General features: G+C 65.2%; 23 protein-coding genes. 8 read left to right on the top strand and 15 right to left on the bottom strand.

What is annotated here, in order from left to right:
* Positions 1–170 precede the first annotated feature (170 nt).
* Positions 171–1,811, bottom strand: a complete 1,641-nt coding sequence (gene groL / locus DCM80_RS05525; protein ID WP_257196077.1) for a chaperonin GroEL — start codon at positions 1,809–1,811, stop codon at positions 171–173.
* 45 nt (positions 1,812–1,856) lie between these two features.
* Positions 1,857–2,171: a co-chaperone GroES gene (locus DCM80_RS05520; protein WP_025037205.1), complete on the bottom strand. Its 315-nt coding sequence runs from the start codon at positions 2,169–2,171 to the stop codon at positions 1,857–1,859.
* A gap of 379 nt (positions 2,172–2,550) precedes the next feature.
* Between DCM80_RS05520 and DCM80_RS05515 the strand changes: the two genes are divergently transcribed.
* Positions 2,551–2,838: an usg protein gene (locus DCM80_RS05515; RefSeq protein WP_049820194.1), complete on the top strand. Its 288-nt coding sequence runs from the start codon at positions 2,551–2,553 to the stop codon at positions 2,836–2,838.
* A gap of 151 nt (positions 2,839–2,989) precedes the next feature.
* Positions 2,990–3,502, top strand: a complete 513-nt coding sequence (locus DCM80_RS05510; protein WP_257196076.1) for a cupin domain-containing protein — start codon at positions 2,990–2,992, stop codon at positions 3,500–3,502.
* A gap of 138 nt (positions 3,503–3,640) precedes the next feature.
* Here DCM80_RS05510 and DCM80_RS05505 read toward each other — a convergent pair whose 3' ends face one another.
* The 7 genes from DCM80_RS05505 to DCM80_RS05475 all read right to left on the bottom strand — a co-directional run bounded on the left by DCM80_RS05505 (position 3,641) and on the right by DCM80_RS05475 (position 10,805).
* Entirely contained in the window at positions 3,641–4,891 is a 1,251-nt protein-coding gene (locus tag DCM80_RS05505) for a NupC/NupG family nucleoside CNT transporter (protein ID WP_257196075.1), read from the bottom strand.
* A 294-nt stretch (positions 4,892–5,185) separates the two neighbouring features.
* Positions 5,186–5,944 (bottom strand): SDR family oxidoreductase, encoded by a 759-nt coding sequence (locus tag DCM80_RS05500; protein WP_257196074.1) that lies wholly within the window; start codon positions 5,942–5,944, stop codon positions 5,186–5,188.
* A 24-nt stretch (positions 5,945–5,968) separates the two neighbouring features.
* Complete coding sequence (locus DCM80_RS05495) at positions 5,969–6,727, bottom strand: proteasome-type protease (protein WP_126257829.1); 759 nt, start codon at positions 6,725–6,727, stop codon at positions 5,969–5,971.
* 224 nt (positions 6,728–6,951) lie between these two features.
* Positions 6,952–7,359 (bottom strand): carboxymuconolactone decarboxylase family protein, encoded by a 408-nt coding sequence (locus DCM80_RS05490; RefSeq protein ID WP_257196073.1) that lies wholly within the window; start codon positions 7,357–7,359, stop codon positions 6,952–6,954.
* A gap of 63 nt (positions 7,360–7,422) precedes the next feature.
* Positions 7,423–8,271, bottom strand: a complete 849-nt coding sequence (locus DCM80_RS05485) for a transglutaminase family protein (RefSeq protein ID WP_257196072.1) — start codon at positions 8,269–8,271, stop codon at positions 7,423–7,425.
* Positions 8,272–8,438: 167 nt separating this feature from the next.
* Entirely contained in the window at positions 8,439–9,383 is a 945-nt protein-coding gene (locus DCM80_RS05480; RefSeq protein WP_257175332.1) for an alpha-E domain-containing protein, read from the bottom strand.
* A gap of 3 nt (positions 9,384–9,386) precedes the next feature.
* The gene (locus DCM80_RS05475) at positions 9,387–10,805 is read right to left on the bottom strand and encodes a circularly permuted type 2 ATP-grasp protein (RefSeq protein ID WP_257175331.1); all 1,419 of its coding nucleotides are present in this window, start codon (positions 10,803–10,805) and stop codon (positions 9,387–9,389) included.
* 279 nt (positions 10,806–11,084) lie between these two features.
* Here DCM80_RS05475 and DCM80_RS05470 point away from each other — a divergent pair, with 279 nt between their 5' ends.
* The 4 genes from DCM80_RS05470 to DCM80_RS05455 all read left to right on the top strand — a co-directional run bounded on the left by DCM80_RS05470 (position 11,085) and on the right by DCM80_RS05455 (position 13,485).
* Positions 11,085–11,822, top strand: a complete 738-nt coding sequence (locus DCM80_RS05470; protein ID WP_257196071.1) for a molybdopterin-binding protein — start codon at positions 11,085–11,087, stop codon at positions 11,820–11,822.
* A gap of 39 nt (positions 11,823–11,861) precedes the next feature.
* Entirely contained in the window at positions 11,862–12,389 is a 528-nt protein-coding gene (gene gpt / locus DCM80_RS05465) for a xanthine phosphoribosyltransferase (protein WP_063195254.1), read from the top strand.
* 106 nt (positions 12,390–12,495) lie between these two features.
* Entirely contained in the window at positions 12,496–13,113 is a 618-nt protein-coding gene (locus tag DCM80_RS05460; protein ID WP_257196070.1) for a hypothetical protein, read from the top strand.
* A gap of 192 nt (positions 13,114–13,305) precedes the next feature.
* Positions 13,306–13,485, top strand: coding sequence for a hypothetical protein (locus tag DCM80_RS05455; RefSeq protein WP_257196069.1), 180 nt, complete (start codon positions 13,306–13,308; stop codon positions 13,483–13,485).
* 6 nt (positions 13,486–13,491) lie between these two features.
* On the opposite strand, the gene DCM80_RS05450 is transcribed toward DCM80_RS05455, so the two are convergent.
* Positions 13,492–14,514 (bottom strand): methionine synthase, encoded by a 1,023-nt coding sequence (locus tag DCM80_RS05450; protein ID WP_257196068.1) that lies wholly within the window; start codon positions 14,512–14,514, stop codon positions 13,492–13,494.
* A gap of 315 nt (positions 14,515–14,829) precedes the next feature.
* Here DCM80_RS05450 and DCM80_RS05445 point away from each other — a divergent pair, with 315 nt between their 5' ends.
* On the top strand, positions 14,830–15,438 hold the full coding sequence (locus DCM80_RS05445) for a 2-hydroxychromene-2-carboxylate isomerase (protein ID WP_257196067.1): 609 nt from the start codon (positions 14,830–14,832) through the stop codon (positions 15,436–15,438).
* Positions 15,438–16,415: an NADPH:quinone oxidoreductase family protein gene (locus DCM80_RS05440; RefSeq protein WP_257196066.1), complete on the top strand. Its 978-nt coding sequence runs from the start codon at positions 15,438–15,440 to the stop codon at positions 16,413–16,415. The genes DCM80_RS05445 and DCM80_RS05440 overlap by 1 nt, the downstream gene beginning before the upstream one ends.
* Positions 16,416–16,518: 103 nt before the next feature.
* On the opposite strand, the gene DCM80_RS05435 is transcribed toward DCM80_RS05440, so the two are convergent.
* The 5 genes from DCM80_RS05435 to DCM80_RS05415 form a co-directional block, all read right to left on the bottom strand.
* Positions 16,519–17,409, bottom strand: coding sequence for a crotonase/enoyl-CoA hydratase family protein (locus DCM80_RS05435; protein WP_257196065.1), 891 nt, complete (start codon positions 17,407–17,409; stop codon positions 16,519–16,521).
* Between the two features lie 159 nt (positions 17,410–17,568).
* Positions 17,569–18,990 (bottom strand): amidase, encoded by a 1,422-nt coding sequence (locus DCM80_RS05430; RefSeq protein WP_257196064.1) that lies wholly within the window; start codon positions 18,988–18,990, stop codon positions 17,569–17,571.
* Positions 18,983–20,155, bottom strand: a complete 1,173-nt coding sequence (locus DCM80_RS05425; protein ID WP_257196063.1) for a M20 aminoacylase family protein — start codon at positions 20,153–20,155, stop codon at positions 18,983–18,985. The genes DCM80_RS05430 and DCM80_RS05425 overlap by 8 nt, the downstream gene beginning before the upstream one ends.
* A 13-nt stretch (positions 20,156–20,168) precedes the next feature.
* Positions 20,169–21,674 carry a M81 family metallopeptidase gene (locus tag DCM80_RS05420; RefSeq protein ID WP_257196062.1) on the bottom strand — a complete coding sequence of 502 codons (1,506 nt, stop codon included), beginning with the start codon at positions 21,672–21,674 and terminating at the stop codon, positions 20,169–20,171.
* A 298-nt stretch (positions 21,675–21,972) separates the two neighbouring features.
* Positions 21,973–23,622: an ABC transporter ATP-binding protein gene (locus DCM80_RS05415; RefSeq protein ID WP_257196061.1), complete on the bottom strand. Its 1,650-nt coding sequence runs from the start codon at positions 23,620–23,622 to the stop codon at positions 21,973–21,975.
* Positions 23,623–23,649: the final 27 nt, after the last annotated feature.

Genomic DNA, 23,649 nt, shown 5'->3' with positions numbered 1-23,649 from the left:
ACTAGAGGATCAGGGATCCGAACCGGGCTGCTTTCCAGCCCGGGACAACCACCAGGTTCGTGGTTATGGATTCCGGGTTCGCGCCCAAGAGGGCGCGCCCCGGAATGACGACCACAAACAAAACCCCGGCATCGCTGCCGGGGTTTCGTCGTTCTTGAGGTGGTTGGACCTTAGAAGTCCATGCCGCCCATGCCGCCGCCGGGGGGCATTGCCGGGCCGGCGCCGGCCTTCTTGGGCAGCTCGGCAACCATGGCTTCCGTGGTGATCAGCAGAGCCGCAACCGAGGCTGCGTTCTGGATCGCGGTACGGACCACCTTGGTCGGGTCGATGATGCCCTTCTTGACGAGGTCGGCATATTCGCCGGTCTGGGAGTCGAAGCCGTAATTGTAGGCCTTGTTCTCCAGGATCTTGCCGACGATCACCGAGCCGTCTTCACCGGCGTTGATCGCGATCTGGCGGGCGGGAGCCGACAGCGCCTTGCGCACGATCTCGACGCCGGTCTTCTGGTCGTCGTTCTTGGTGCGCAGGCCCTTGAGCTGCTCGGAGGCACGGAGCAGGGCGACGCCGCCGCCCGGGACGATGCCTTCCTCGACAGCCGCGCGGGTCGCATGCATCGCGTCATCAACGCGGTCCTTGCGCTCCTTCACCTCGACCTCGGTCGCGCCGCCGACGCGGATCACCGCGACGCCGCCAGCGAGCTTGGCCAGACGCTCCTGGAGCTTCTCGCGGTCGTAGTCCGAGGTGGTCTCCTCGATCTGCGCCTTGATCTGCGCCACACGCGCCTCGATGTCGGCCTTCTTGCCGGCGCCGTTGACGATCGTGGTGTTCTCCTTGTCGATCATCACCTTCTTGGCGCGACCGAGCATGTTGAGGGTGACGTTCTCGAGCTTGATGCCGAGATCTTCCGAGATCGCCTGGCCGCCGGTCAGGATCGCGATGTCCTGCAGCATGGCCTTGCGGCGATCGCCGAAGCCCGGAGCCTTGACGGCCGCGACCTTGAGGCCGCCTCGCAGACGGTTCACGACCAGGGTCGCGAGCGCTTCGCCTTCGACGTCCTCGGCGACGATGACCAGCGGCTTGCCGGTCTGCACCACGGCCTCGAGCAGCGGCAGCAGCTCGTTCAGCGAGGAGAGCTTCTTCTCGTTGATGAGGATGTAGGCGTCGTCCATCTCAACGCGCATCTTGTCGGCGTTGGTGACGAAGTAGGGCGAGATGTAGCCGCGGTCGAACTGCATGCCCTCGACGACGTCGAGCTCGGTCTCGAGCGACTTGGCTTCCTCGACGGTGATGACACCCTCGTTGCCGACCTTCTTCATGGCGTCGGAGAGGAACTTGCCGATCTCCTGGTCGCCGTTGGCCGAGATGGTGCCGACCTGGGCGATCTCATCGTTCGAGGTGACCTTCTTGGAGTTCTTCTGCAGGTCCGCAACCACGGCCTCGACCGCGAGGTCGATACCGCGCTTGAGGTCCATCGGGTTCATGCCGGCGGCGACCGACTTGGCGCCTTCGCGCACGATGGCCTGGGCCAGCACGGTGGCGGTGGTGGTGCCGTCGCCGGCCGCGTCAGCGGACTTGGAGGCGACTTCACGCACCATCTGCGCGCCCATGTTCTCGAACTTGTCCTCGAGCTCGATCTCCTTGGCGACGGTGACGCCGTCCTTGGTGATGCGGGGAGCGCCGAACGACTTGTCGAGCACGACGTTGCGGCCCTTCGGGCCGAGCGTGACCTTCACCGCGTTGGCGAGGATGTCGACGCCGCGCAGCATCTTGTCGCGCGCATCAACCGAGAATTTGACTTCTTTGGCTGCCATCTGGATTTTTCCTTGGATGTTTGACTGGAGGGAGGAGAGGGGCTCTTAAGCCGCCTTCTTCTTGGACTCGCTGACTTCGAGAACGCCCATCACGTCGCTCTCCTTCATGATCAGCAGGTCCTGGCCGTCGATCTTGACCTCGGTGCCGGACCACTTGCCGAACAGCACGCGGTCGCCGACCTTCAGGTCGATCGGGATCAGCTTGCCGGCTTCGTCGCGGCCACCAGGACCAACGGCGACGACTTCGCCCTGGGAGGGCTTTTCCTTGGCAGTGTCGGGAATGATGATGCCGCCAGCGGTCTTCTCTTCTGCGTCGATGCGCTTGACCACGACGCGGTCGTGAAGCGGACGGAATTTCATGCAGTCCTCCTAAGCATTTGCTCGGGTTGAGGTTTTGAGATTGTTAGCAGTCGGTGCCCGTGAGTGCTAGCACACGCGGAGCTGAAATAGGACAGGAATTTTGCGGGAGCAAGGGTTTGTAGCAAAAAAATCAGCACTCGGAAGCACGGATTGCCAGCTTCTCTCGCCATCGTTAACCGAGCCTCGCGCCCGTATTAGCACGGAGCGTTCTCTGCTGCTAACGCGTTGAATTTCAACAGCTTGTTAAACTTTTGGGCTTGAGATGAATTGTCAGTTTGCGTCACATTTCTCTCATGTGAGCGCATCAGTACCGGGTGGCTCGTAAGGCGCACACCGACCAGGCCGCCCCTTGAATGCGCTCCTGCAAAGGAGGTTTGGCATGGGACTGCGGAATGGGGCCGTTTCCGAGGATTTCCGGAAACAGATGCTGGGCTACGGGCTGACGACGGCACAAATCCTCTATCGGATGCCGGATCATCCCTCGCTGCTTCAGACCTACGTCTGGCAGAACTACGACATGTTTCCGAAATTCCCGGCGCTGAAGGATTTCCTGGCGTTCTGGCAGGAGAAGCTCGACGGCCCCCTCCATTCGGTCACCGTGGCGCATTCCAAGCTGATCAAGCCGGCCGAACTGCGCGCCGTGGACGGCGTGTTCCGGCTGCATTGAGACGGAGACGGTGCAGAGAGCGGGCAAAGGCGCGTGCGCGCCGTGCCCGCGATCTCTCGCGATCCTCAACGGTGGGTACGCCTCGCTTTGCGCGCGCCACGAGACCCGTTTCCGTGCTAGCCTCCCGTAACAACAACAGGGGAGGCACCCAATGGCCACGAAGACCAAATCGCGCGGTGCAGTGCAGGCCGTTGCCCAGAAGCGAAGCAGCGCCAAGGCCGCTGTGCGCGTGCCGGTCAAGCAGCCGGCGGTTCTGGCGCCGAAAAAGCCCGCGCGCCCCCGGCAACGCATCGCCATCAGCCATCACCGCGAGGAAGACTTTAGGGCCGACGGCCTGCGCGCCTACGCGAAATACCGCGACCTCGGCATTGCCGAGGCGACCCACGGTCTCGCGCAAGCGCATGTCATCCGCCTGCAGGGCCCCTGCAATCCCGCCGAGGTCTCCAAGCTGCACTTCCACGACGTCGAATTCCAGATGGTCTACGTGCTCAAGGGCTGGGTGAAGACCTACATGGACGGGCAGGGCGAGACCCTGATGAAGGAAGGCAGCGCCTGGACCCAGCCACCGAAGATCAAGCACATGATCCTGGATTACTCCGACGACGTCGAGCTCTTGGAGGTAATCCTGCCGGCGGAATTCAAGACGGTAGAGTTGAAGGCTTGACGTCATTCCGGGGCGCGCGTGGCGCGAACTGCGGTGCGCAATTGCGCACCTGAGAATCCATTGTGCCGCATCATCCGTTGTCAAATGGATTCCGGGCTCGCGACTTCGTCGCGCCCCGGAATGACGGCGGAGCGAGACCTACGCCACCACCCCCACCACCGCGCCCATCAGACACGTAGTCAGCGTCCCCGACACGATCGACTTCAGCCCGAGCGCGTTGATCTCCTCGCGCCGCTCCGGCGCCATCACGCCCAAGCCGCCGACCATGATGCCGAGGCTGGCGAAATTGGCGAAGCCGCACATCGCGTAGAGCATGATCAGGCGCGAGCGCGGATCGAGCGCGCCGGGCGGCAGCTTTGAGAAATCGACATAGGCGATCAATTCGTTGAGCACGGTCTTGGTGCCCATCAGGCTGCCGGCGGTGACCGCCTGATCCCACGGCAATCCCATCAGCCAGCACACCGGCGCCATCACCAGGCCGAGCAGTCGTTGCAAGGAGATCGCGGCACCGCCGATGTGAGGCAGCAGGCCGAGCATGGCGTTGACGAGATAGACCAGCGCCACCAGCACCAGCAGCATGGCGACGATGTTGAGCAAGAGCTCGAGGCCGGCGGTGGTGCCTTTCACGATCGCGTCCATCGTGCCGGACATTTCCATTTCGGGATCTTCAAGCGTGCCGCCGGTGCGCTTGTCCGAGATTTCAGGCACCATGATCAGGCTGATGAGGATTGCGGCCGGCGCGCCCAGCACGGACGCGATGACGAAATGCGCGGCGGCGTCGGGAATGAGGGGCGCCAGCAGCGTTGCATAGAGCACCAGCACGGTGCCGGCGATGCCCGCCATGCCGCCGGTCATGACCAGGAACAATTCGCTGCGCGTCATCTGCTTGAGGTAGGGCCGCACGAACAGCGGGGCCTCGACCATGCCGAGAAAGACATTGGCGGCGGTCGACAGGCCCACCGCCCCGCCGACGCCGAGCGTCCGCTCCAGCAGCCAGGCCATGCCGCGCACGATCGGCGGCAGCACGCGCCAGTAGAACAGCAGCGTCGTCAGCACGCTCATGACCAGCACGATCGGCAGCGCCTGGAACGCCAGGATGAAATCGGCGCCCGGCACCTTGACGTCGAAGGGCGCCGGGCCGCCGCCGATATAGCCGAACACGAAGGCGGACCCGGCGCGCGAGGCCGCGGAGATCGCACCGACTGCGTCATTGATGGTGCCGAAGGCGTGCGCGACGATCGGCAGCTTCAGCAGCACGATCGCGGTGGCGAATGTGATGACGACGCCGATCGCCGCCTGGCGCAGCGACACGGCGCGCCGGTTCTCTGCCAATGCGAAGGCGATCAACAGCAATGCGAAAATGCCGAGTGCCGATTGCAGCCGCAGCATGATGTCCCCGAACCCTCGGCGATTATGGCCGCACCGGCCTTGCAAAGGCAATGCCGTCGTGGTGCCCCTGGAGGAAGCTGTCCCGAGCCAGCGTCAGGTGGAGACTTTGAAGTAGAGATGGTCGCGTGTCCCGGACAAGCTGCAACGCGTCAGCGTTGCGGCGCAGAGCCGGGACCCAGCTTCGCTTCGCGAGCCGCAGCATGGGCCCCGGCTCTGCAGCTCAGCGCCGAAGGAGCGCTGCGCCGCGTCCGGGGCACGAGATCGTGGGCTTCGTAACGCGCTTCGCTCGACGTGTCAGCCCCGTCCGACGAACGGCATCTTCGTTGCCATCACCGTCATCGTCAGCACGTTGGCATCGAGCGGCAGGCCGGCCATATAGGCCACGGCGTCGCCGACTGCCTTGGCGTCCATGCGTGGCTCGTGCTTGGTGGTGCCGTCCGGCTGCAGCACGCCGGGGCCGTTGACCATGCGATCGGTCATCGGGGTCGCGGCATTGCCGATGTCGACCTGGCCGACCGCGATGTCGTACATGCGGCCGTCGAGATTGCTGGCCTTGGTCAGGCCGGTGATGGCGTGCTTGGTCGAGGTGTAGGCGGCCGAGAACGGCCGCGGCGCATGCGCCGAGATCGAGCCGTTGTTGATGATGCGGCCGCCGCGCGGGTTTTGGTCCTTCATGATGCGGAAGGCGTGCTGGGTGCACAGGAACGGCCCGGTGAGGTTGGTGTTCACCACCGCCTGCCATTGCTCGAGGCTGAGGTCCTCGAACGGCACGGCGGGCGCGCCCATGCCGGCGTTGTTGAAGAGCACGTCGAGCCGGCCATAGCTCGCCTTCACCTTGTCGAACAGCGCGGCGATGGAATCCGGCTTGGTCATGTCGGCGGTGACGCACAGGCTCTTTCCCGCCGGGCCGAGCTTTGCGGTCTCCTCGAGCATGTCGAGCCGGCGCCCGGTGAGCACGACGGTGAAGCCGGTATTCATCAGCGCCAGCGAGGCCGCGCGCCCGACGCCGGTGCCGGCGCCCGTCACCAATGCGATCTTTTTTGCTTCACTCATTGTTTCCTGCCTTTGCTCATGTTGTCAGGTTTTCGGTTCTTTTTCGTTCTTATAGGGCGGCCGCGGAATGTTCTGATGCGCTGCGCGCAGCGCCGCCGACCAGCGCGAGCGCAGGTCGTGGAAATAGGGCTCGCCCGCCTCGATGCGGTGGTTGAGGTCGGCCTCGCAGGCGTCCGAGCGCACCACCAGCACGTCGATGGGCAGGCCGACGCCGAGATTGGAGCGCATCGTCGAGTCCATCGAGATCAGGCCGGTCTTCAGCGCCTCGTAGAGCTCGACGTCGTAATGCATGGCGCGGTCGAGCACCGGCTTGCCGTATTTGTGCTCGCCGATCTGCAAATAGGGCGTGTCGGTGGTGCACTCGATGAAATTGCCGGCGGTGTAGACCATGAACAGGCGCATCCGCGAGCCCTTGATCTGGCCGCCGAACAGGAAGGAGACGTCGAAGGACACGTCCTCGGACTTCAAGGCAGGGCCCTCGGTGGCGTGCACCGCCCGGATCGCCCGGCCGATGCGCTGGGCGGCCTGGAACATCGTCGGCGCGTTCATCAGCGTCTCGAGCTCGCCCGTATTGGGGTCCTCCAGGCCTTCCGTCAGCGTGGAGAGCACCGACTGGCTGATGGCGAGGTTGCCGGCGCTGGCGATCGCCATGATGCGCTCGCCGGGCTTGGAGAAGATGTGGAGCTTGCGGAACGTGGAGACGTTGTCGAGGCCGGCATTGGTGCGGGTGTCGGCGATCATCACCAGACCGTCCCGAACCAGGATTCCGCAGCAATAGGTCATTTCCATTCCCCGAACGCGTTTGCGCGGAATTACTAGCCAATTTCAAGGAGGCATGAAACCCCCGATTCCGGCCGTCATTCCGGGGCGCGCGTAGCGCGACCTACGGTGCGCAATTGCGCACCTGAGAATCCATCAGGCGGCAGGGTCGGCGGAGGAATGGATTCCGGGCACGCGACTTCGTCGCGCCCCGGAATGACAGGTGCGCTCTGCGACCGGCCCGCCGTTCAATCCGCTGCATCCACCAGAAACGCCTCGTCAACGGGCACGCCGAGTGCCGTCACCAGGCGGTTGGTCTCCGCGGCCATGCCGACGATCGCGAGCATCTCGGCATATTCGGCCTCGCTCATGCCCTTGGCGCGTGCAGCGGCGGTGTGCGAATGAATGCAATAGCTGCAGCCATGCGCGATCGAAACCGCCACGTAAAGCATTTCCTTGACCTTGGGATCGAGCGCGCCGGGTGCCATCACCTCCTTGATGCTCTCCCAGGTCCGCCGCAGCGTCTTCGGATCATGCGCCAGCGCGCGCCAGAAATTGTTGACGAAGTCCGACTTCCGCACCTTGCGGATATCGTCGAAGACGGCGCGCGCTTCAGGGGAGAGTTCATCGTCCGAAAGCAGTTTTACAGTGGCCATGGGTACCTCGCGGAGGGCTGGTCCCGCGAGTGTATCATGGTTGATGCGATCCGACGGCTGCGGCTAGCCCTGCCGCTGGGATTGCGATTGTGACGACCCGCCGCGGCCGGCCTGCTCGACCTTCACGGTGACCGTCAGCGTCTCCGTTCCGCCGCCGTAGCGGGTGCCGCGCACCGGGGCCGCGCCGAGATAGTCGAGCCCGATCGCAACGCGGACATGGGCGTCGGTGGCGCAGATGCTGTTGGCGGGATCGAAGCCGACCCAGCCGAGGTCGGGCACGAAGGCTTCCGCCCAGGCGTGTCCGGCGTCCTGATGCAACAGGCCGTCCGCGCGCAGGAAGTGGCCGGAGACGAAGCGCGCCGGCACGCCGCCGGCGCGGGCGCAGGCAATGAAGATGTGCGCATAGTCCTGGCAGACCCCGCGCTTGAGCGTGAACGCCTCCGCCGCCGAGGTGCCGCTATGGGTCGGGTCCTCGTCGAAGGTCATGTGGTCGGCAATCTCAGTCATCAGCGTGTGCAGGAAGCCGAGCGTGTCGCTCTCGGCCTCGCTGCGCAACTGGCGTGCAACCGCCGTCATCGCCGGGTTGACGGAGGTGAGGTCGGTCGAGCGCAGGAACATGCCCGCCGGAAAGCGTTCGTCGGCGCCGCGCAGCACGCCGCCGGTGTCGTGGGTCTCGATCAGCCCTTCGGCCGTGATCTGGATATCGCTGACCGGCCCGCAGGACAGCACATGGGTGACGTTGCCGAACGCATCCTCATGCGTGTCGAGCTTGGTGTCGGTGGAGACGTCGATCTGCCATTCCGCCACATATTGCCCGTCATGGCTGCCCGGCGTCATGCGCAGAATCTGGATCACGCTCGTGGCCGGCGGCTCGTAGCGATAGGTCGTGGTGTGCAGGATTCGCAGGCGCATGGCGGACCGTTGTGCTCGTGGTTAGGCCCGACTGCCGCCGCAAGGAAGCTCGTCATGCCCGGGCTTGTCCCGGACACCCACGCTCTTCTCGACGCGCGAAGGCAAGAACGTGGATGGCCGGGACAAGCCCGGCCATGACGGTATCCTATTTCGTCAGCCGAGGGACATCAGATCAAATACTGCTTCGTGATGATTTCGCCCAGCCTGGAATTGTCCGTGATGAATTCCTGAATGAATTCATGCACGCCGTGCTGGAAAATGTCGTTCATGTTGCTGTGCTCCAGCCGGTTGCGGATGCCGCGGGCGTGGCGCTGGGCCGCGCCCTGGCGGCCATAGGCGACGCCGATCTGGTCGAGGTTGCGCACGAGATTGCCGTAGCAGCTGGCCAGCGAGCGCGGCAGCGTGTCGTTGAGGATGAGCAGGTCCGCGATCAGCCACGGTTTCAGCGTCTCGCGATAGACCCAGTGATAGGCGGTCAGCGCCGACACCGAGCGCAGGATCGAGCTCCACTGATAGAAGTCGAGCGGGCCGCCGACATGCTCCTCCTCGGGCAGCAGCACGTGATACTTCACGTCGAGAATGCGCGCGGTGTTGTCGGCGCGCTCCAGGTGCACGCCCATCCGCGAGAACCAATAGGCGTCGTTGCGCAGCATGGTCCGGTAGGCAGAACCGTCGAAGCGCAGGGAGGTCTCCTGCACAAAGCGCAGGAACTTCGCGAGCTCCTCCCGCGTCGAGGCGCCCTTGCTCCATACCGCCTGAAGCTCGATCCAGGCCGAGTTGATGGTGTCCCACATCTCGCTGGTCAGTGCTGTGCGCACCGAGCGCGAGTTCAGCCGCGCCGCCTCGATGCAATTCCTGATCGAGGACGGATTGTCCGCGGAGAACGAGAGGTATTCGACGACGTTGTGCTCGTTGGCTTCCTCGTAGGTCTGATAGAAGCTGGCGGCGACGCCGGCGGTGAGCAGAGCCGAGTCCCATTCATTGGTCTTGCCGATATAGGCGGCGGGAAGCGCGGTGACGCGCAAGGTCGCATCGATGGTGCGCGCGAGATATTCTGCCCGTTCGACGTAGCGGGCGAGCCAGTAGAGGTTTTCGGCGGTACGCGACAGCATCTGCTACTCGTCCAGGATCCAGGTGTCTTTGGTGCCGCCGCCCTGGCTCGAATTCACCACCAGGGAGCCTTCCTTCAGCGCAACACGTGTCAGGCCGCCCGGCACGATGGTCGTGCTCTTGCTGCCGGTAAGCACGAAGGGCCGAAGATCGACATGGCGCGGTGCGAGGCCGGATGCGGTGCAGGTCGGGCAGGTCGAAAGCGCCAGCGTCGGCTGCGCGATGAAACCCTCCGGCTCGCGCTTGAGCTTGTCGCGGAACGCTTCGATCGTCGCTTTCGTCGCGGCGGGGCCGATCAGCATGCCGTAGCCGCCGGAGCCGTGCACTTCCTTGACGACGAGCTCGCTCAGATTGTCCAGCACGTAGGCGAGATCCTTCGGCTCACGGCAGCGCCAGGTCGGCACGTTCTTCAGGATCGGCTCCTCGCCGAGATAGAATCTCACGATGTCCGGCATGTAGGAATAGATCGCCTTGTCGTCGGCAATGCCGGTGCCGACCGCGTTGGCGAGCGTGATGTTGCCGGCCGCATAGGCCGACATCAGCCCGGGGACGCCGAGCACGGAATCGGGACGGAAGGTAAGGGGATCGAGGAAGTCGTCGTCGACGCGGCGGTAGATGACGTCGACCCGCTTCAGCCCTTCCGTCGTCCGCATGAACACTTCGTTGTTCTTGACGATGAGATCCCGGCCCTCGACCAGCTCGATGCCGAGCTTGTCGGCCAGGAAGGAGTGCTCGTAATAGGCGGAGTTGTAGACGCCGGGCGTGAGCAGGGCCACGGTCGGCTCGCTGGACGCGCTTTGCGGCGCGACCGAGCGGAGCGCGGCGAGCAGCTCATCCGGATAGCGCTCGACCGGCGCCACCTTGTGGCGGGCGAACAGATCCGGAAACAGCCGCATCATGATCTCGCGGTTTTCCAGCATGTAGGACACGCCGGACGGCGTCCGCGCGTTGTCTTCCAGCACGATGAAGTCCTCGGCATCGACCCGGACGATGTCGATGCCGGCGATGTGCACGTAGACGTCGTGCGGCACATGCTGGCCGTTCATCTCGGGCCGGAATACCGGATTCTGGAAGATCAGATCGTCAGGCACGATCTCGGCGCGGAGGATGTCGCGGCCGTGATAGATGTCGCGCAGGAACATGTTGAGCGCGCGCACGCGCTGCTTCAGACCCTTCTCCAACAGGGTCCATTCCTTGCCGGACATGATTCGCGGGATGACGTCGAAGGGGATCAGGCGCTCGGTGGACTCGGCCTCGCCGTAGACCGCGAAGGTGATGCCGATCCGGCGGAACAGGAGCTCGGCCTCCTGGCGGCGATATTCGAGCGCCTCGGGGGGCGTCTCCTTGAGCCAGCGCGCCAGCTCCTGATAGGCGGGGCGAAGGTCCCCGCCGGGAATGTTCATTTCATCAAACGCGACTGCCATAGATCCCGACTTGTCTCCGCAAGGCGTTGCGCCATTGGACAGGCCGCAAGGCCTTGTTGAAGACCGCAACGTCCTGTGGCCATGCGGCAAGAGTGCATGACTTTCATGTGGTAGCAAGGGCCGGGCCAGCGCGATAAGCATGGCTTGGCAGCATTTGCCGGGGGTGGCCGGCGGCCTGCCCGAAAAAATGGCGGAGGACTGCTTATTTCGGCAGCAAAACCGCGTGACTTCAACGCGTTACCCCGGCAAAGTCGGCGCTACAGGTGAGGGACTTGAGTTATGAGCGAGATCGTCACGGCGGGCATTCTGGTCATTGGCGACGAGATCCTGTCCGGCCGAACCAAGGACAAGAATATCGGCTTCATCGCCGAATACCTGACCAATATCGGCATCGACCTGAAGGAAGTCCGGGTCGTCTCCGACGACGAGGCCGACATCGTCGCGGCCCTGGATGCACTGCGGCATCGCTACACCTACGTCTTCACCACCGGCGGTATCGGGCCGACCCATGACGACATCACCGCCGACAGCGTCGCCAAGGCGTTCGGCGTCGGCATCGACCACCACCCGGAGGTCGTCGCCCGTTTCCGTGAGCGCTGGAGCGAGCAGGACCTCAACGAGGCCCGCCTGCGCATGGCCCGCATCCCCGACGGGGCCGAACTGATCCAGAGCGCGACCATCCTGGCTCCCGGCTTCAAGATCGGCAATGTCATCGTCATGGCGGGCGTGCCCTCGATCATGCAGGCGATGATGGACATCGTCGCGCCCAAGCTGAAATCGGGCGTGCGCATGCTCTCCGATACGGTGCGCGCCAATGCGCGCGAGGGCGATATCGGCGGTCCGCTGCGGGCGATCGCCGCCGCCCATCCCGACACCATCATCGGCAGCTATCCCTTCATGGACGAGGAGTCGAAGCCGAACACCAACCTTGTGGTGCGCTCGCGCGATCCCGAGAAGCTGGCGGCAGCGATGGCGGCGGTGAAGGAGATGCTGGCAGGATTGAACGTCAGCCGTTAAGCCCGCGGCTTGCTGGACGTTACGACGCAGGAGACGACAATGGCTGGTGAAGCACCGGAACTGAGCGCACAGGAGCGGGCGGGCAGGGCCTTTCCGGTCTCGTGGGACCAATTCCACCGGGATTGCCGGGCGCTGACCTGGCGGCTCAACGAGGTCGGTCCGTTCCACGCGGTGATCGCGATCACGCGCGGCGGCCTCGTGCCGGCCGCGATCGTGGCCCGTGAGCTCGGCGTGCGCGTGATCGATACGGTCTGTATCGCCAGTTACGATCACGACAAGCAGGGCGAGCTCCAGGTCCTCAAGGGCATTTCGGAACAGGCCATGAAGCTCGGCGGCGGCACCGGCAAGGGGCTGTTGATCGTCGACGACCTCGTCGACACCGGCAAGACCGGCAGGCTGGTGCGCGAGATGCTGCCGGACGCGCATTTCGCCACCGTCTACGCCAAGCCGAAGGGCCGCCCGCTGGTCGACACCTTCATCACCGAGGTCTCGCAGGACACCTGGATCTTCTTCCCCTGGGACACCGCGCTGTCCTACCACCCGCCGCTGCGCGACGGGGCGGCGTGAGTTGTTCGTCGTTCCGGGGCGATGCGAAGCATCGAACCCGGAATCTCGAGATTCGGGTCTGGTCCTTCGGACTATCCCGGAATGACGGCAGCAGAATAGTCGCGCCATGCCCCTGCAAAACCGCGTCACGCCCACCGGCGACATCGTCGCCACGCCGCATCGCGGCCTGTTCACCGGCAATCGCGGCATCATCCACGATCCCGCGACGAAGACGCTGCTGAAGAAGCGCTGGTCGTCGCCGGCCTGGATCACCTGCCTGTGCGAATTCCGCGGCTGGCGGCGGCCAGTGATGGCGCGGCGGAGCTGGACCGAGCTGTTCTTCCTGGACGAGGCCACCGCCTTTGCGGCGGGACACCGGCCCTGTTTCTTCTGCCGGCGCGACGATGCCAAACGGTTTCGCGCCGCGTGGGAAGCGGGAAATGGTGCAAGCGGCATCAGCGCGAAGACGATGGATGCCGTGCTGCATCGGGAACGTCTCGATCGCGGCCGCAAGCGATTGCACCCGCTCCCGATGCCGCTGACGGACTTGCCTGATGGCGCGATGGTGCAGCGGGGCGAAGAGAGCTTTCTGGTGACGCAGGGCAGGGTGCTGCTGTGGTCGCCGGCAGGCTATGCCGACGCTCGTGGGCGGCTCGACGATGCCAGGCTTTTGACACCGCCCTCGACGCTGCGTGCCCTGAACGCGGGCTATCAGCCCAGGCTGCATCCGACGGCCCTCAGCTAGGGCGGGAACTGGTGAATTCCGGTCCTGCTGCGTTGCTCGCATGCCTCATATCGCGAACTATCGAGGCGCAGGCGCTTGCGCGCCAATCGTTCCGGCGAAGCCTATATCGCCTTTATAACATCGTGCTGACGGTCCCATCGTTCGGCTATGCCCGGCAGCATACCTTCCTCGTGCAACATCGAGGAGAGTCAAATGCTGAGCTTCCTGACCCGCATTGACCGATACATGACGAGCAACATGCACGAGCACGGCCAATATCTGCTCGGACTGAAGTCGCTCGACCAACCTGCTTGCAAAAGCGATCACCCGCAAGGCGCCGTCAGAGCGATCGAGCCTGTTCCCGGAACCGGAACGTCGCTGCCGCGCAAGTAGGGTGTCTCACCCCAGCTTCTCGCGCGCCAGCGCTGCGCCTGCGCCGAGCGCCATCAGCTTGGCCTCGGCGATCTCGCGCCGCATCGGGGCCATGCCGCAATTGGTGGTGGCGATGATGTTGCTCTTGGGCACGAACTTCGACACGGCGTCGATCACCTGCACGACGTCCTCGGCGGTCTCCACCGTGTCGCTGGCGACATCGATCACGCCGGCCTGCACGATCTTGTTCTTCAGGAGCGCGAGCAGGTCGAGCGGCACCTTCGAATTGCGGCATTCGACCGCGACCTGCTGGATCGGGCTCGCGCCGATCGCCGGGAAGATCTGCTCGTATTGCCGCCACTGGCTGCCCAGCGTCTCCTTCCAGTCGGTGTTGGCCTTGATGCCGTAGCCGTAGCAGATGTGCACGGCGGTGGTGCAGGTCAGCCCCTGCGCGGCGCGCTCCAGCGCCTTGATGCCCCAATCGTTGACCTCGTCCATGTAGACGTTGAAGGCCGGCTCGTCGAATTGCACGACATCGACGCCGTCGGCCTGCAAGGCCTTGGCTTCCTCGTTGAGCAGCTCGGCGAAGGCAAAGGCCATCTTCACGCGGTCGCCGTAATAGCGATCGGCGATGGTGTCGATGATGGTCATCGGGCCGGGCAGCGTGAATTTCAGCTTCTTCTTCGTATGCGTACGCGCCACCCGCGCCTCGAAGGCGTGGACGCGATCCTTCAGCCGGAGCGGCGCGATCACCTGCGGCACCATCGCCTTGTAGCGATCCTTCCGGATGCCCATCTCGACCTTGTGGGCGAAATCGATGCCTTCGATTTTCTCCAGGAAGCCGTGTACGAAATGCTGACGGGCCTGCTCGCCCTCGGTGACCACGTCGATGCCGGCGTCCTCCTGGATCTTCAGCCAGATCAGCGTCGCGTCGCGCTTGGCGCGGAGAAGCTCGTCGCCCTGCGATTTCCAGGGCGCCCAGAGCATGTTGGGCTCGGCGAGCCATTCCGGCTTCGGCAAGGAGCCGGCGATCGTGGTTGGAAACAGCATGGCGGCCCTCCCGGCAGGTTGTGTTGCGCCCCTTCCTGCCATGTCCTAACGTCGAGGTACAGAACAACGAAAGTCGCTAGCCATTCCAGCCGCGGCGACAGCCGAGGAAAGAGCCGTTCGGCGAGGAATCACGCAAGATCATGTTCGGGCAGAGGGCTAGGGAATTGTTGAGAAGGAAGTAGTGGTCGTTCCTCATGGTGAGGAGCGCCGTAGGCGCGTCTCGAACCATGAGGGCCCGACTGTCTCGCGCGGCCATCCTTCGAGACGGCCGCTACGCGGCCTCCTCAGGAAGAGGTCCGTCACAAAGGAACCCCCATGATCGAATTCTTCTTCGACTGCTCCAGCCCCTGGACCTATCTCGCCTTCCACAACATCCAGCCGCTCGCCAGGGAGCTCGGCGCCGAGATCGTCTGGCGGCCGATCCTGGTCGGCGGCATCTTCAACACCGTCAACCCGAGCGTCTATGCGCAGCGCGAGAAGCCGGTGCCGCTGAAGGCGCGCTACATGCAGAAGGATCTTCAGGACTGGGCACGCTCGGCGGGCCTTCCGATCAAGATGCCGCCGACGGTGTTTCCCGTGAACAGCGTCAAGGCGATGCGCGGCTGCATCTGGCTCGGCAAGGACATGGTGCCGTTTGCGACCGCCGTGTTCCAGGCCTATTGGGGCGGAGACAAGGACATTTCGCAGGACGCCGTGCTGGCCGAGATCTGCAAGAAGGTCGGCATCGACGAGCAGAAGTTCTTTGCGGGGATCTCGGAGCAGGGCATCAAGGACCAGCTCAAGGCAAATACCGAAGAGGTCGTCGCCCGCGGCGGCTTCGGCTCGCCGACGATCTTCGTGAACAAGACCGACATGTATTTCGGCAACGACCGTTTGCCGCTGATCCGCGAGGCGCTTCTGCGCGGCAAGGCGAGCGCGGCCTGATGGTGCGGGCCGTCGTCTGCCGCACGCTCGGCGAGCCCGAAGCGCTGCGGCTCGAGGAATATCCGTCGCGCGCCCTGAAGCCGGGCGAGGTGCGCGTTGCGATCCGGGCCGCCGGGCTGAATTTTCCCGATGTGCTGATGGCGGCCGGGCAATATCAGCTCAAGCCGGAGCTGCCGTTCACGCCCGGCATGGAAGCCGCCGGCGACGTCACCGAGATTGGCCCAGAGGCGAGGGGCGTCGCCGTCGGCGACAAGGTCATCGTCAAGATGCGGCACGGTGCGTTTGCGGATGAAGCCGTCGTCACGCCGTCTCAGCTCACCCCCAAGCCGTCGACATTCGACTACGCGGAAGCCGCGACTTATCTTGCCGGTCATGGCACGGCCTATCATGCGCTGATCGACCGTGGCCGGGTCGAGCCGGGCGAGGTGCTGCTGGTGCACGGCGCCGGCGGCGGCACGGGATTGGCCGCGGTCGAGATCGGCAAGATGCTCGGCGCGATCGTGATCGCGACCGCCTCCAGCGACGAGAAGCTCGCCGTCGCCAAGGCGCGCGGCGCCGATCATCTCATCCGCTACGACCGCGAGCCGTTTCGCGATGCCGTCAAGCGCATCACCGACGGTCGCGGCGCGGACGTCGTGTTCGATCCCGTCGGCGGCCAGGTCTTTGAGGATTCGATGCGCTGCATCGCCTGGGGCGCGCGGCTCCTGGTGATCGGATTCACTGGCGGAATCGGCTCTGCCAGAACCAACCTCCTGCTGATCAAGGGCGCCAGCGTGCTCGGCGTGCGCGCCGGCGAGGCGGTACGAAAGAATCCTGTGCTCGGCGAGGTGCGCCTGAAGGCGCTGCTGCAATGGGCGGAGCAGGGAAAGCTTCGCCCCAACGTCTCGCACCGCTTGCCGCTGGAGGACTATGCGAGGGCGATGCGGCTGTTGATCGACCGCAAGGCGATCGGGCGTGTGGCGCTGATGATGGATTGACGGTGTTGTAGGGTGGGCAAAGGCGCTCTTGCGCCGTGCCCACCATCTCTCTCGGTTGAAAAAATACGTGGGCACGCTTCGCTTTGCCCACCCTACGAGAGCGTCACTTGTACTCCCGCTCGGTCCACCACGGGAAATAGTCCGGCATGTCGGTCGAGACCTTGTTCTTGAATTGTGCGGGACGCTTCTCCAGGAACGACACCACGCCTTCCTTGACGTCGTCGGAGCGGCCGCGGGCATAGATGCCGCGGCTGTCGACCTTGTGCGCCTCCATCGGATCGTCTGCGCCCATCATGCGCCACATCATCTGCCGGATCAGCGCGACCGACACCGGCGCGGTCTTCGCCGCAAATTCCTTGGCGAGCGCGCGGGCGGTCGGCAGGAGATCATCGGGGGCGACGACCTTGCTGACGAGACGGCCGGCGAGGGCCTCCTGGGCCGGGAAGACGCGGCCGGAATAGCACCATTCGAGCGCCTGCGAGATGCCGACGATGCGCGGCAGGAACCAGCTCGAGGCGGCCTCCGGCACGATGCCGCGCTGGGAGAACACGAAACCGAACCGCGCGTCATCGGAGGCAATGCGGATGTCCATCGCGAGCTGCATGGTGACGCCGATGCCGACCGCCGGCCCGTTCACCGCGGCGATCACGGGCTTCAGGCACTTGAAGATGCGCAAGGTGACCTGGCCGCCGCCGTCGCGCACCTGCGGATCGCTGTAATCGACCTTGCCGTCGGCAAGGCGCTTGACCGGCCCGCGCCGCGCATCGCGATCGAACGTGTCGGCGCCGGAGGAGAGGTCGGCGCCCGCGCAGAAGCCGCGGCCGGCGCCGGTGACGATGATGGCGCGGACGTTGTCGTCCTTGTCGGCGGCATCGAACGCGTCGATCAGCTCGGACTGCATCTGCGCGTTGAAGGCGTTGAGCTTGTCGGGCCGGTTCAGCGTGATGGTGAGGATCTGCTCGGCGACCTCGTACTTGATCGTCTCATACGCCATGGCTGGTTTCCTTCCCGGGTTCTTTGCCGATTTCTCTAGCACGTCATTCCGGGGCGCGCGAAGCGCGAACCCGGAATCCATGTCTCCGCACGGATTGTGCCGAGGAATGGATTCCGGGCTTGCGCCAAGTGGGCGCAACCCGGAATGACGGCAGTGCGATTAATGCGCCGGCGGCTTCGGCCAGGGCCGCTGCGCGCCGCGCAGGGCCTCGAACGCCTTGGCCAGGCCGAGCACGCCGATATCGTCGAAGCGGCGGCCGACGATCTGGACGCCGATGGGGAAACCCTTGGCGTCGAACCCGCCGTTGACGGAGACCGCCGGATTCTCCGACATATTCCACGGTACGGTATAGGCGATGTGCTCGAACGGCTTCATGGGATCATTGGTCGGCGAGGCCCATTCCGCCGGATAGTTCACGTTCGGCGCGGTCGGGGAGATCACATAGTCGAGCTCGCAGAACAGTTTTGCTGCCGCGGCCCGGATCGCCATGGTCTGGTTGAAGCCGCGGATCACGTCGACGCCCGAGAGCCTGGCGCCGGACTCGCCCCATTTGAAGATATAGGGCAGCACCTTGGCCTGCTCGGCCGGCGCCAGCTTCGACAGATCGTCCCACATCCTGGCGCGCCAGAAATTGTCGAGGCCGTCGAGCATCTCGCGCGTCAGGATGCCGTCGACCTCGGTGACGACGCTGCCCGCTGACTCGAACGCCTTCGCCGCCTTCACCGCGACCTCGCGCACTGGCTTCTCGGGCGCGAGGCCGCAGCCGGCATCGAGCATCAAGCCGATCCGCAGCTTTCGCGGAGATTTCTCCAGGCCTTTCCAGTTGAGCGGCTCGGCGGGCAGGCTCATGCCGTCGCGCCGGTCGGGCTTGGCGATCACGCTCATCATCAGCGCGCAATCGTCGACCGTCCGGGTCATGGGCCCGGCGACACGGCCGACATAGGTGGGATCGATCGGCACGCGGCCAAAGCTCGGCTTGAGGCCGACGAGGCCGCACCAGCCCGCGGGCAGGCGCACCGAGCCGCCGATATCGGTGCCGAGATGCAAGGGACCATAGCCGGCTGCTGCTGCAGCCCCTGCGCCCGCGCTGGAGCCGCCGGGATTCTTGGTGAGGTCCCAGGGGTTGCGCGCCAGCGCGTGGAAGCTGGAGAGCCCGGAGGACAGCATGCCGTAATCGGGCATGGTGGTCTTGGCGAAGATGATCGCGCCGGCCTCGCGCAGCCGCGCCGCCGGCGGGGCGTCCTTCTCGGCCGGCACCAGCTTGACGCTGGCCGCGCCCAGCGGCACCGGCACGCCCTTGGTCGCGATGTTGTCCTTCACCGTGACGGGCACGCCGTCGAGCGCACCGGACGGCTCGCCGCCGGTCCAGCGCGCGGACGAGGCCTTGGCCGCCTCGCGCGCGCCGTCGGGATCGAAGGCATAGAGCGCCTTCAGATGCGGTTCCCACGCCGCGACATGCGCGAGCACATCCTCCAGCACCTCGCTCGGCGAGAATTGCTTGGCGCGATAGCCCGCGATCAGATCGACCGCGGACAGATCGTGCAGCGAGGTGACCGCCTCGTCGGCACGCCTCCTATGCATTGGCACCCACTGGCATCCGCGTCTCGATGATGCGGGCGAACATGCTGGCGCCGATCGGCAGGATCTTGTCGTCGAGCACGAAGCCGGGATTGTGCACCGGCACCGAACCGTCATGGCCGACCCAGAAATAGGCGCCGGGAATGGTCTCCAGCATGTCGGCGAAATCCTCGCTGCCCATCTTGGGCTGGGCGCGGGTGATCACGTTGGCGGGATCGACGATGGTGCGTGCGACCTCCTCGACCACCTTGGACTGCTCGACCTGATTGATCAGCACGCCAAAAGTGTCGCGGATGTCGACGTCGATCACGCATTGGTAGGCGCTTGCGACGCCGGCGCAGATCGTGCGGATGCGTTCGCTGACCAGGGCGCGAATCTCCTTCGAGAAGGTGCGGATAGTGCCGCACAAATGGGCGTCGCCTGGAATGACGTTGTAGGCAGAGCCCGCGTGGATCTGGGTGATCGACACCACGGCGGCCTGCAGCGGATCGACGTTGCGGCTGACGATGGTCTGGATCGCCTGCGCCAGCGTGGTCGCAATCACCACCGCGTCCTTGGAGCGTTCGGGCATCGCGCCATGCGCGCCATAGCCGGTGATGCGCAGGTCGAAGAAGTCGGCGCTGGCCATCGCCGGGCCCGGCAGGATCGCGATCTCGCCGTGGTTGAGGTCGGGTGCGTTGTGCAGGCCGTAGAGCTCGTCGCACGGAAACTTCTCGAACAGGCCGTCCTTGATCATGGCGCGGGCGCCGCCGAGGCCTTCCTCGGCCGGCTGGAAGATCAAATGCACGGTGCCGTCGAAATTCCGGGTCTCGGCGAGGTAGCGCGCGGTGCCGAGCAGCATGGTGGTGTGGCCGTCATGGCCGCAGCCATGGAAGCGGCCGGGGATCTTCGAGCTCCATTTCAGATTGGTGTTCTCTTCCATCGGCAGCGCGTCCATGTCGGCGCGCAGACCGATGCGCTTGGTGCCGGAGCCCTTGCCCTTGATGACGCCGATCACGCCGGTGCCGCCGAGGCCGCGGTGCACCTCGATGCCCCAGCTCTTCAGCTTGTCGGCGACGATGCCGGAGGTGCGCACTTCCTCGAAGCCGATTTCGGGATGGGCGTGGAGGTCGCGCCGGATGGCAGTGAGTTCGTCGGCATAGCCGTCGATGCGGTCGATCGTGGGCATGTGCTTTGTCCAGTCAGCGTGAGGGAGGAATGAAAACAGGGCCGTTCGGCTTGATGCGGATACCCGGGCGCAGCCGCGTCCAGGGCAGGGCGGCGGTGTCGGCCGGCATCGCGCCGGGCGCGGCGCAGATCATCAGGCTCGCAGCGATCGGCTCGAAATCGGCGCGGAAATGCACCGAGCTCTTGTTGACGAGAATCTTCTGTTGCGTCGGCTCGATGCCGACATAGCGGTACATCGCCTGGTCGGCGAGCTGAGCCTTGTACGAGCTCACCACGACGCGGACGTCGCCGATGCGCAAGGCTGCGGAGGGGCCCATCTCCATCTCGCGGCCGCCGTAATAGGGACCCGGTGCGATGAAGCGGCCGTCGGAGAGCTTTTCGACCACGAAGGTCTCGGTGTAGGGCTCGTCGCCGGGAATGCCGGACTTGCCGCCGAGCGACAGCGTCACGGTGGCGCCGACGCCGGCCGCATGCGCGGCCTTGGCCGATTCCGGATCGTAGATCGCGCCGGTCGCGGCGCTCGCCTTGTTGCGCACCAGCGCGCGCAGCATGCCCGTGGTGTCGGAATCGCCGCCGGCGCCGGGATTGTCCTGGGTGTCGGCGATGATGATCGGCTTGCTCGCGCTCTTCGCAAGTTCCATGGCGTGGCGCACGCCGTCGTCGGGCGTCCAGATCTTGCCGTCGAAATCGTCCTCATGGCTTTCGACCAGCCGCACGATCGCGTCCGCGGCGCGATCGGCCTCCGCTTGCGTCGTGCCATAGGCGAACACGCTCGGCCCGCAATCGGGGAAGTCGGCGGCGGGAAAGCCCGGCGCGAAAGACAGCGTCGGAACCGCATCGCTCTCCAGGGCGGCGAGCTTTTCGTAGATGCCCTTGGTGGGCTGGTCGTTGGTGCATTGCCAGCTGATCGGAATCAGGAACGGCAATTGCCGGAACGCCTTTGCGAAGCGCTGTTTCGTCGTCAGCAGCCGAGCCAGATGTCGCGCCGAGGCGCGGCCGGTCTCAGCCATGTCGACGTGGGGATAGGTGCGGTAGGCGATCAGCGCGTCGGCATGCTCGATCATCTCGGGGGTGACGTTGGCGTGGAGGTCGAGGCTGGCGACCAGCGGAACGTCCTTGCCGATGATGCGGCGCACCCGCGCCAGGATCTCGCCTTCGCCGTCGTCGAGGTGCTCGGTCACCATCGCGCCGTGCAGGTCGAGATAGACTGCATCGATCGGGCCCGCGGCTGCGATGCCGTCGACCATCACCTTCACGATGCGCTCGAAGGCGTCCTCGGTGACATGCGCGGAGGGGCTCGCCGCGGCGGCAATCGTCGGGACGAGTTCCCAGCCGTTGGTCTCTGCGCTGTCGACGAAACCGGCGAGGCCGACATTGATGCGCCGCATCACCTTCAGCACTTCGGCCCCCTCAGTCATCGCCGGCCAGCCGCCGCCATGCTGGAAGTCGGCAAAGGTCGCCTTGGTGGGAGCGAAAGTGTTGGTCTCGTGCAGGAAGCCGCCGACGGCGATACGTGTCATCAATTCAAGTCCAGCGTTTGAAAGTGCGCGACGTTAGCCTTGGCCTTGCGAGGAGAGCAAGGTGAGAGGCCATCGCGCCGCGCATGGCCTCAAGCTGTTTTGGGAATGCTGGGGATGCGATGCGTGTTGTGAGCCGCGATGCTTCCACATTCGCGGTGTCGTCCCCGCGAACGCGGGGACCCATAACCCCAGGGAGAAGTTGGGCGATGGCTGGTCGTTCGGGATTGGCACCATGCACGACCGATAGCTTCCGCGGTATGGGTCCCCGCCTTCGCGGGGACGACAGCGGTGAATGTCGCTACGCGCTCGCCCCCACACCTTCCGCCACCGGCCGGAAGTTCGCAAAATCCCAGCCCCGCCCCGGCGCGGCATCCAGCAGCGCCTTGGTGTAGGCCTGCTGCGGATGCGTCAGCACCTCGGCGGCCGGGCCCTGCTCGACCACGCGGCCGTGCTGCATCACCACGACCTCGTCGCAGATTTGCGCCGCGACGCGCAGATCGTGGGTGATGAACAGGATGGCGATGCCGAGCCGGGTCTGGATCTCGTCGAGCAGGTCCAGCACCTGCGCCTGCACCGAGACGTCCAGCGCGGAGACCGCTTCGTCGGCCACCAGCACGTCCGGATCGAGCGCGAGCGCGCGGGCAATGGCGATGCGCTGACGCTGGCCGCCGGAGAACTGGTGCGGATAGCGCGACACCGCATCGGGGGGCAGACCGACCAGCTCGAGCAGCTCGCGCGCCCGCTTGATGGCGTCAGCGTGCGCGACGCCGTAATTGATCGGGCCTTCGGCAATGCTCTCGCCGACGGTGACGCGCGGGTTGAGCGAGCGATATGGATCCTGGAACACGATCTGGATCTTTTGCCGGTGCGGCTGCAGCAGGCGCCGCGAGATGTCGGCGATCTCGCGGCCGGCGAGGCGGATGCCGCCGGAGGTCGGGTCGATCAGGCGGACGATGCAGCGCGCCACCGTCGACTTGCCCGAGCCGCTTTCGCCGACGATGCCGAGCGTGCGGCCCTTGCGCAGGGTCAGCGTCACCTTGTCGGCGGCAACGACCTCGCGGCCTTTGCCGAAGAAGGCGCGCTCCTTGTAGACCTTGCTGAGCTCGTTGGCTTCCAGCACGACCGGCTCCTTGGTCTCGGGTCGCGCCGCGCGCGGCACCAGGCTCGGCACCGCAGAGAGCAGATTGCGGGTGTACTCCATGGTGGGATTGCGCAGCACGGTGTCGAGCGGGCCGGTCTCGACCAGGCGGCCCTGCCGCATCACCGCGACGCGGTCGGCGATCTCGGCGACCACGCCCATGTCGTGGGTGATGAACAGCACCGCGGTGCCGTGATCGCGCTGCAGCTCGCGGATCAGGGTCAGGATCTGCTTCTGCGTGGTGACGTCGAGCGCGGTGGTCGGCTCGTCGGCGATCAGCAGTTTCGGCTCCAGCACCAGGGCCATCGCGATCATGATGCGCTGGCGCTGGCCGCCGGAGAGCCGATGCGGGTAGGAGGCAAAGATGCGTTCGACCTGGGGCAGGTGGACCTGCTCCATCATGTCGAGAATGCGCTTCCTGCGCGCCTTGGCGTCGAGGCTGGTGTGCGCGCGCAGCACCTCGTCGATCTGACGGCCGACCGGCACCACAGGATTGAGCGCGGTCATCGGCTCCTGGAAGATCATCGCCATCTGCGTGGCGCGAAGCTGTCGCAGGCGGCGGTCGGTGGCGGTGAGCAGCTCCTCGCCGACCAGCTTGATGCTGCCGGCGGTGGGCACCAGCGTGCCCTTCGGCAACAGGCCCATCGTGGTGAGCGAGGTCACCGACTTGCCCGAGCCGCTTTCGCCGACGAGACATAGCGTCTCGCGCTCGCGCACCTGGATCGAGATGTCGTCGATGATCTTCGGTCCGCCCGGCTTCTTGCCGACAGAGACGACGAGGTTGTTGATGTCGAGGATAATGTTGGTCATCAGGTCACTCCGTCGTCATTGCGGGGA

Source organism: Bradyrhizobium sp. WBOS08 (assembly GCF_024585125.1).
Classification (GTDB): domain Bacteria; phylum Pseudomonadota; class Alphaproteobacteria; order Rhizobiales; family Xanthobacteraceae; genus Bradyrhizobium; species Bradyrhizobium japonicum_B.
Note: the sequence above shows the minus strand (reverse complement) of the source record. Positions and strands in the feature narration are given on the sequence as shown.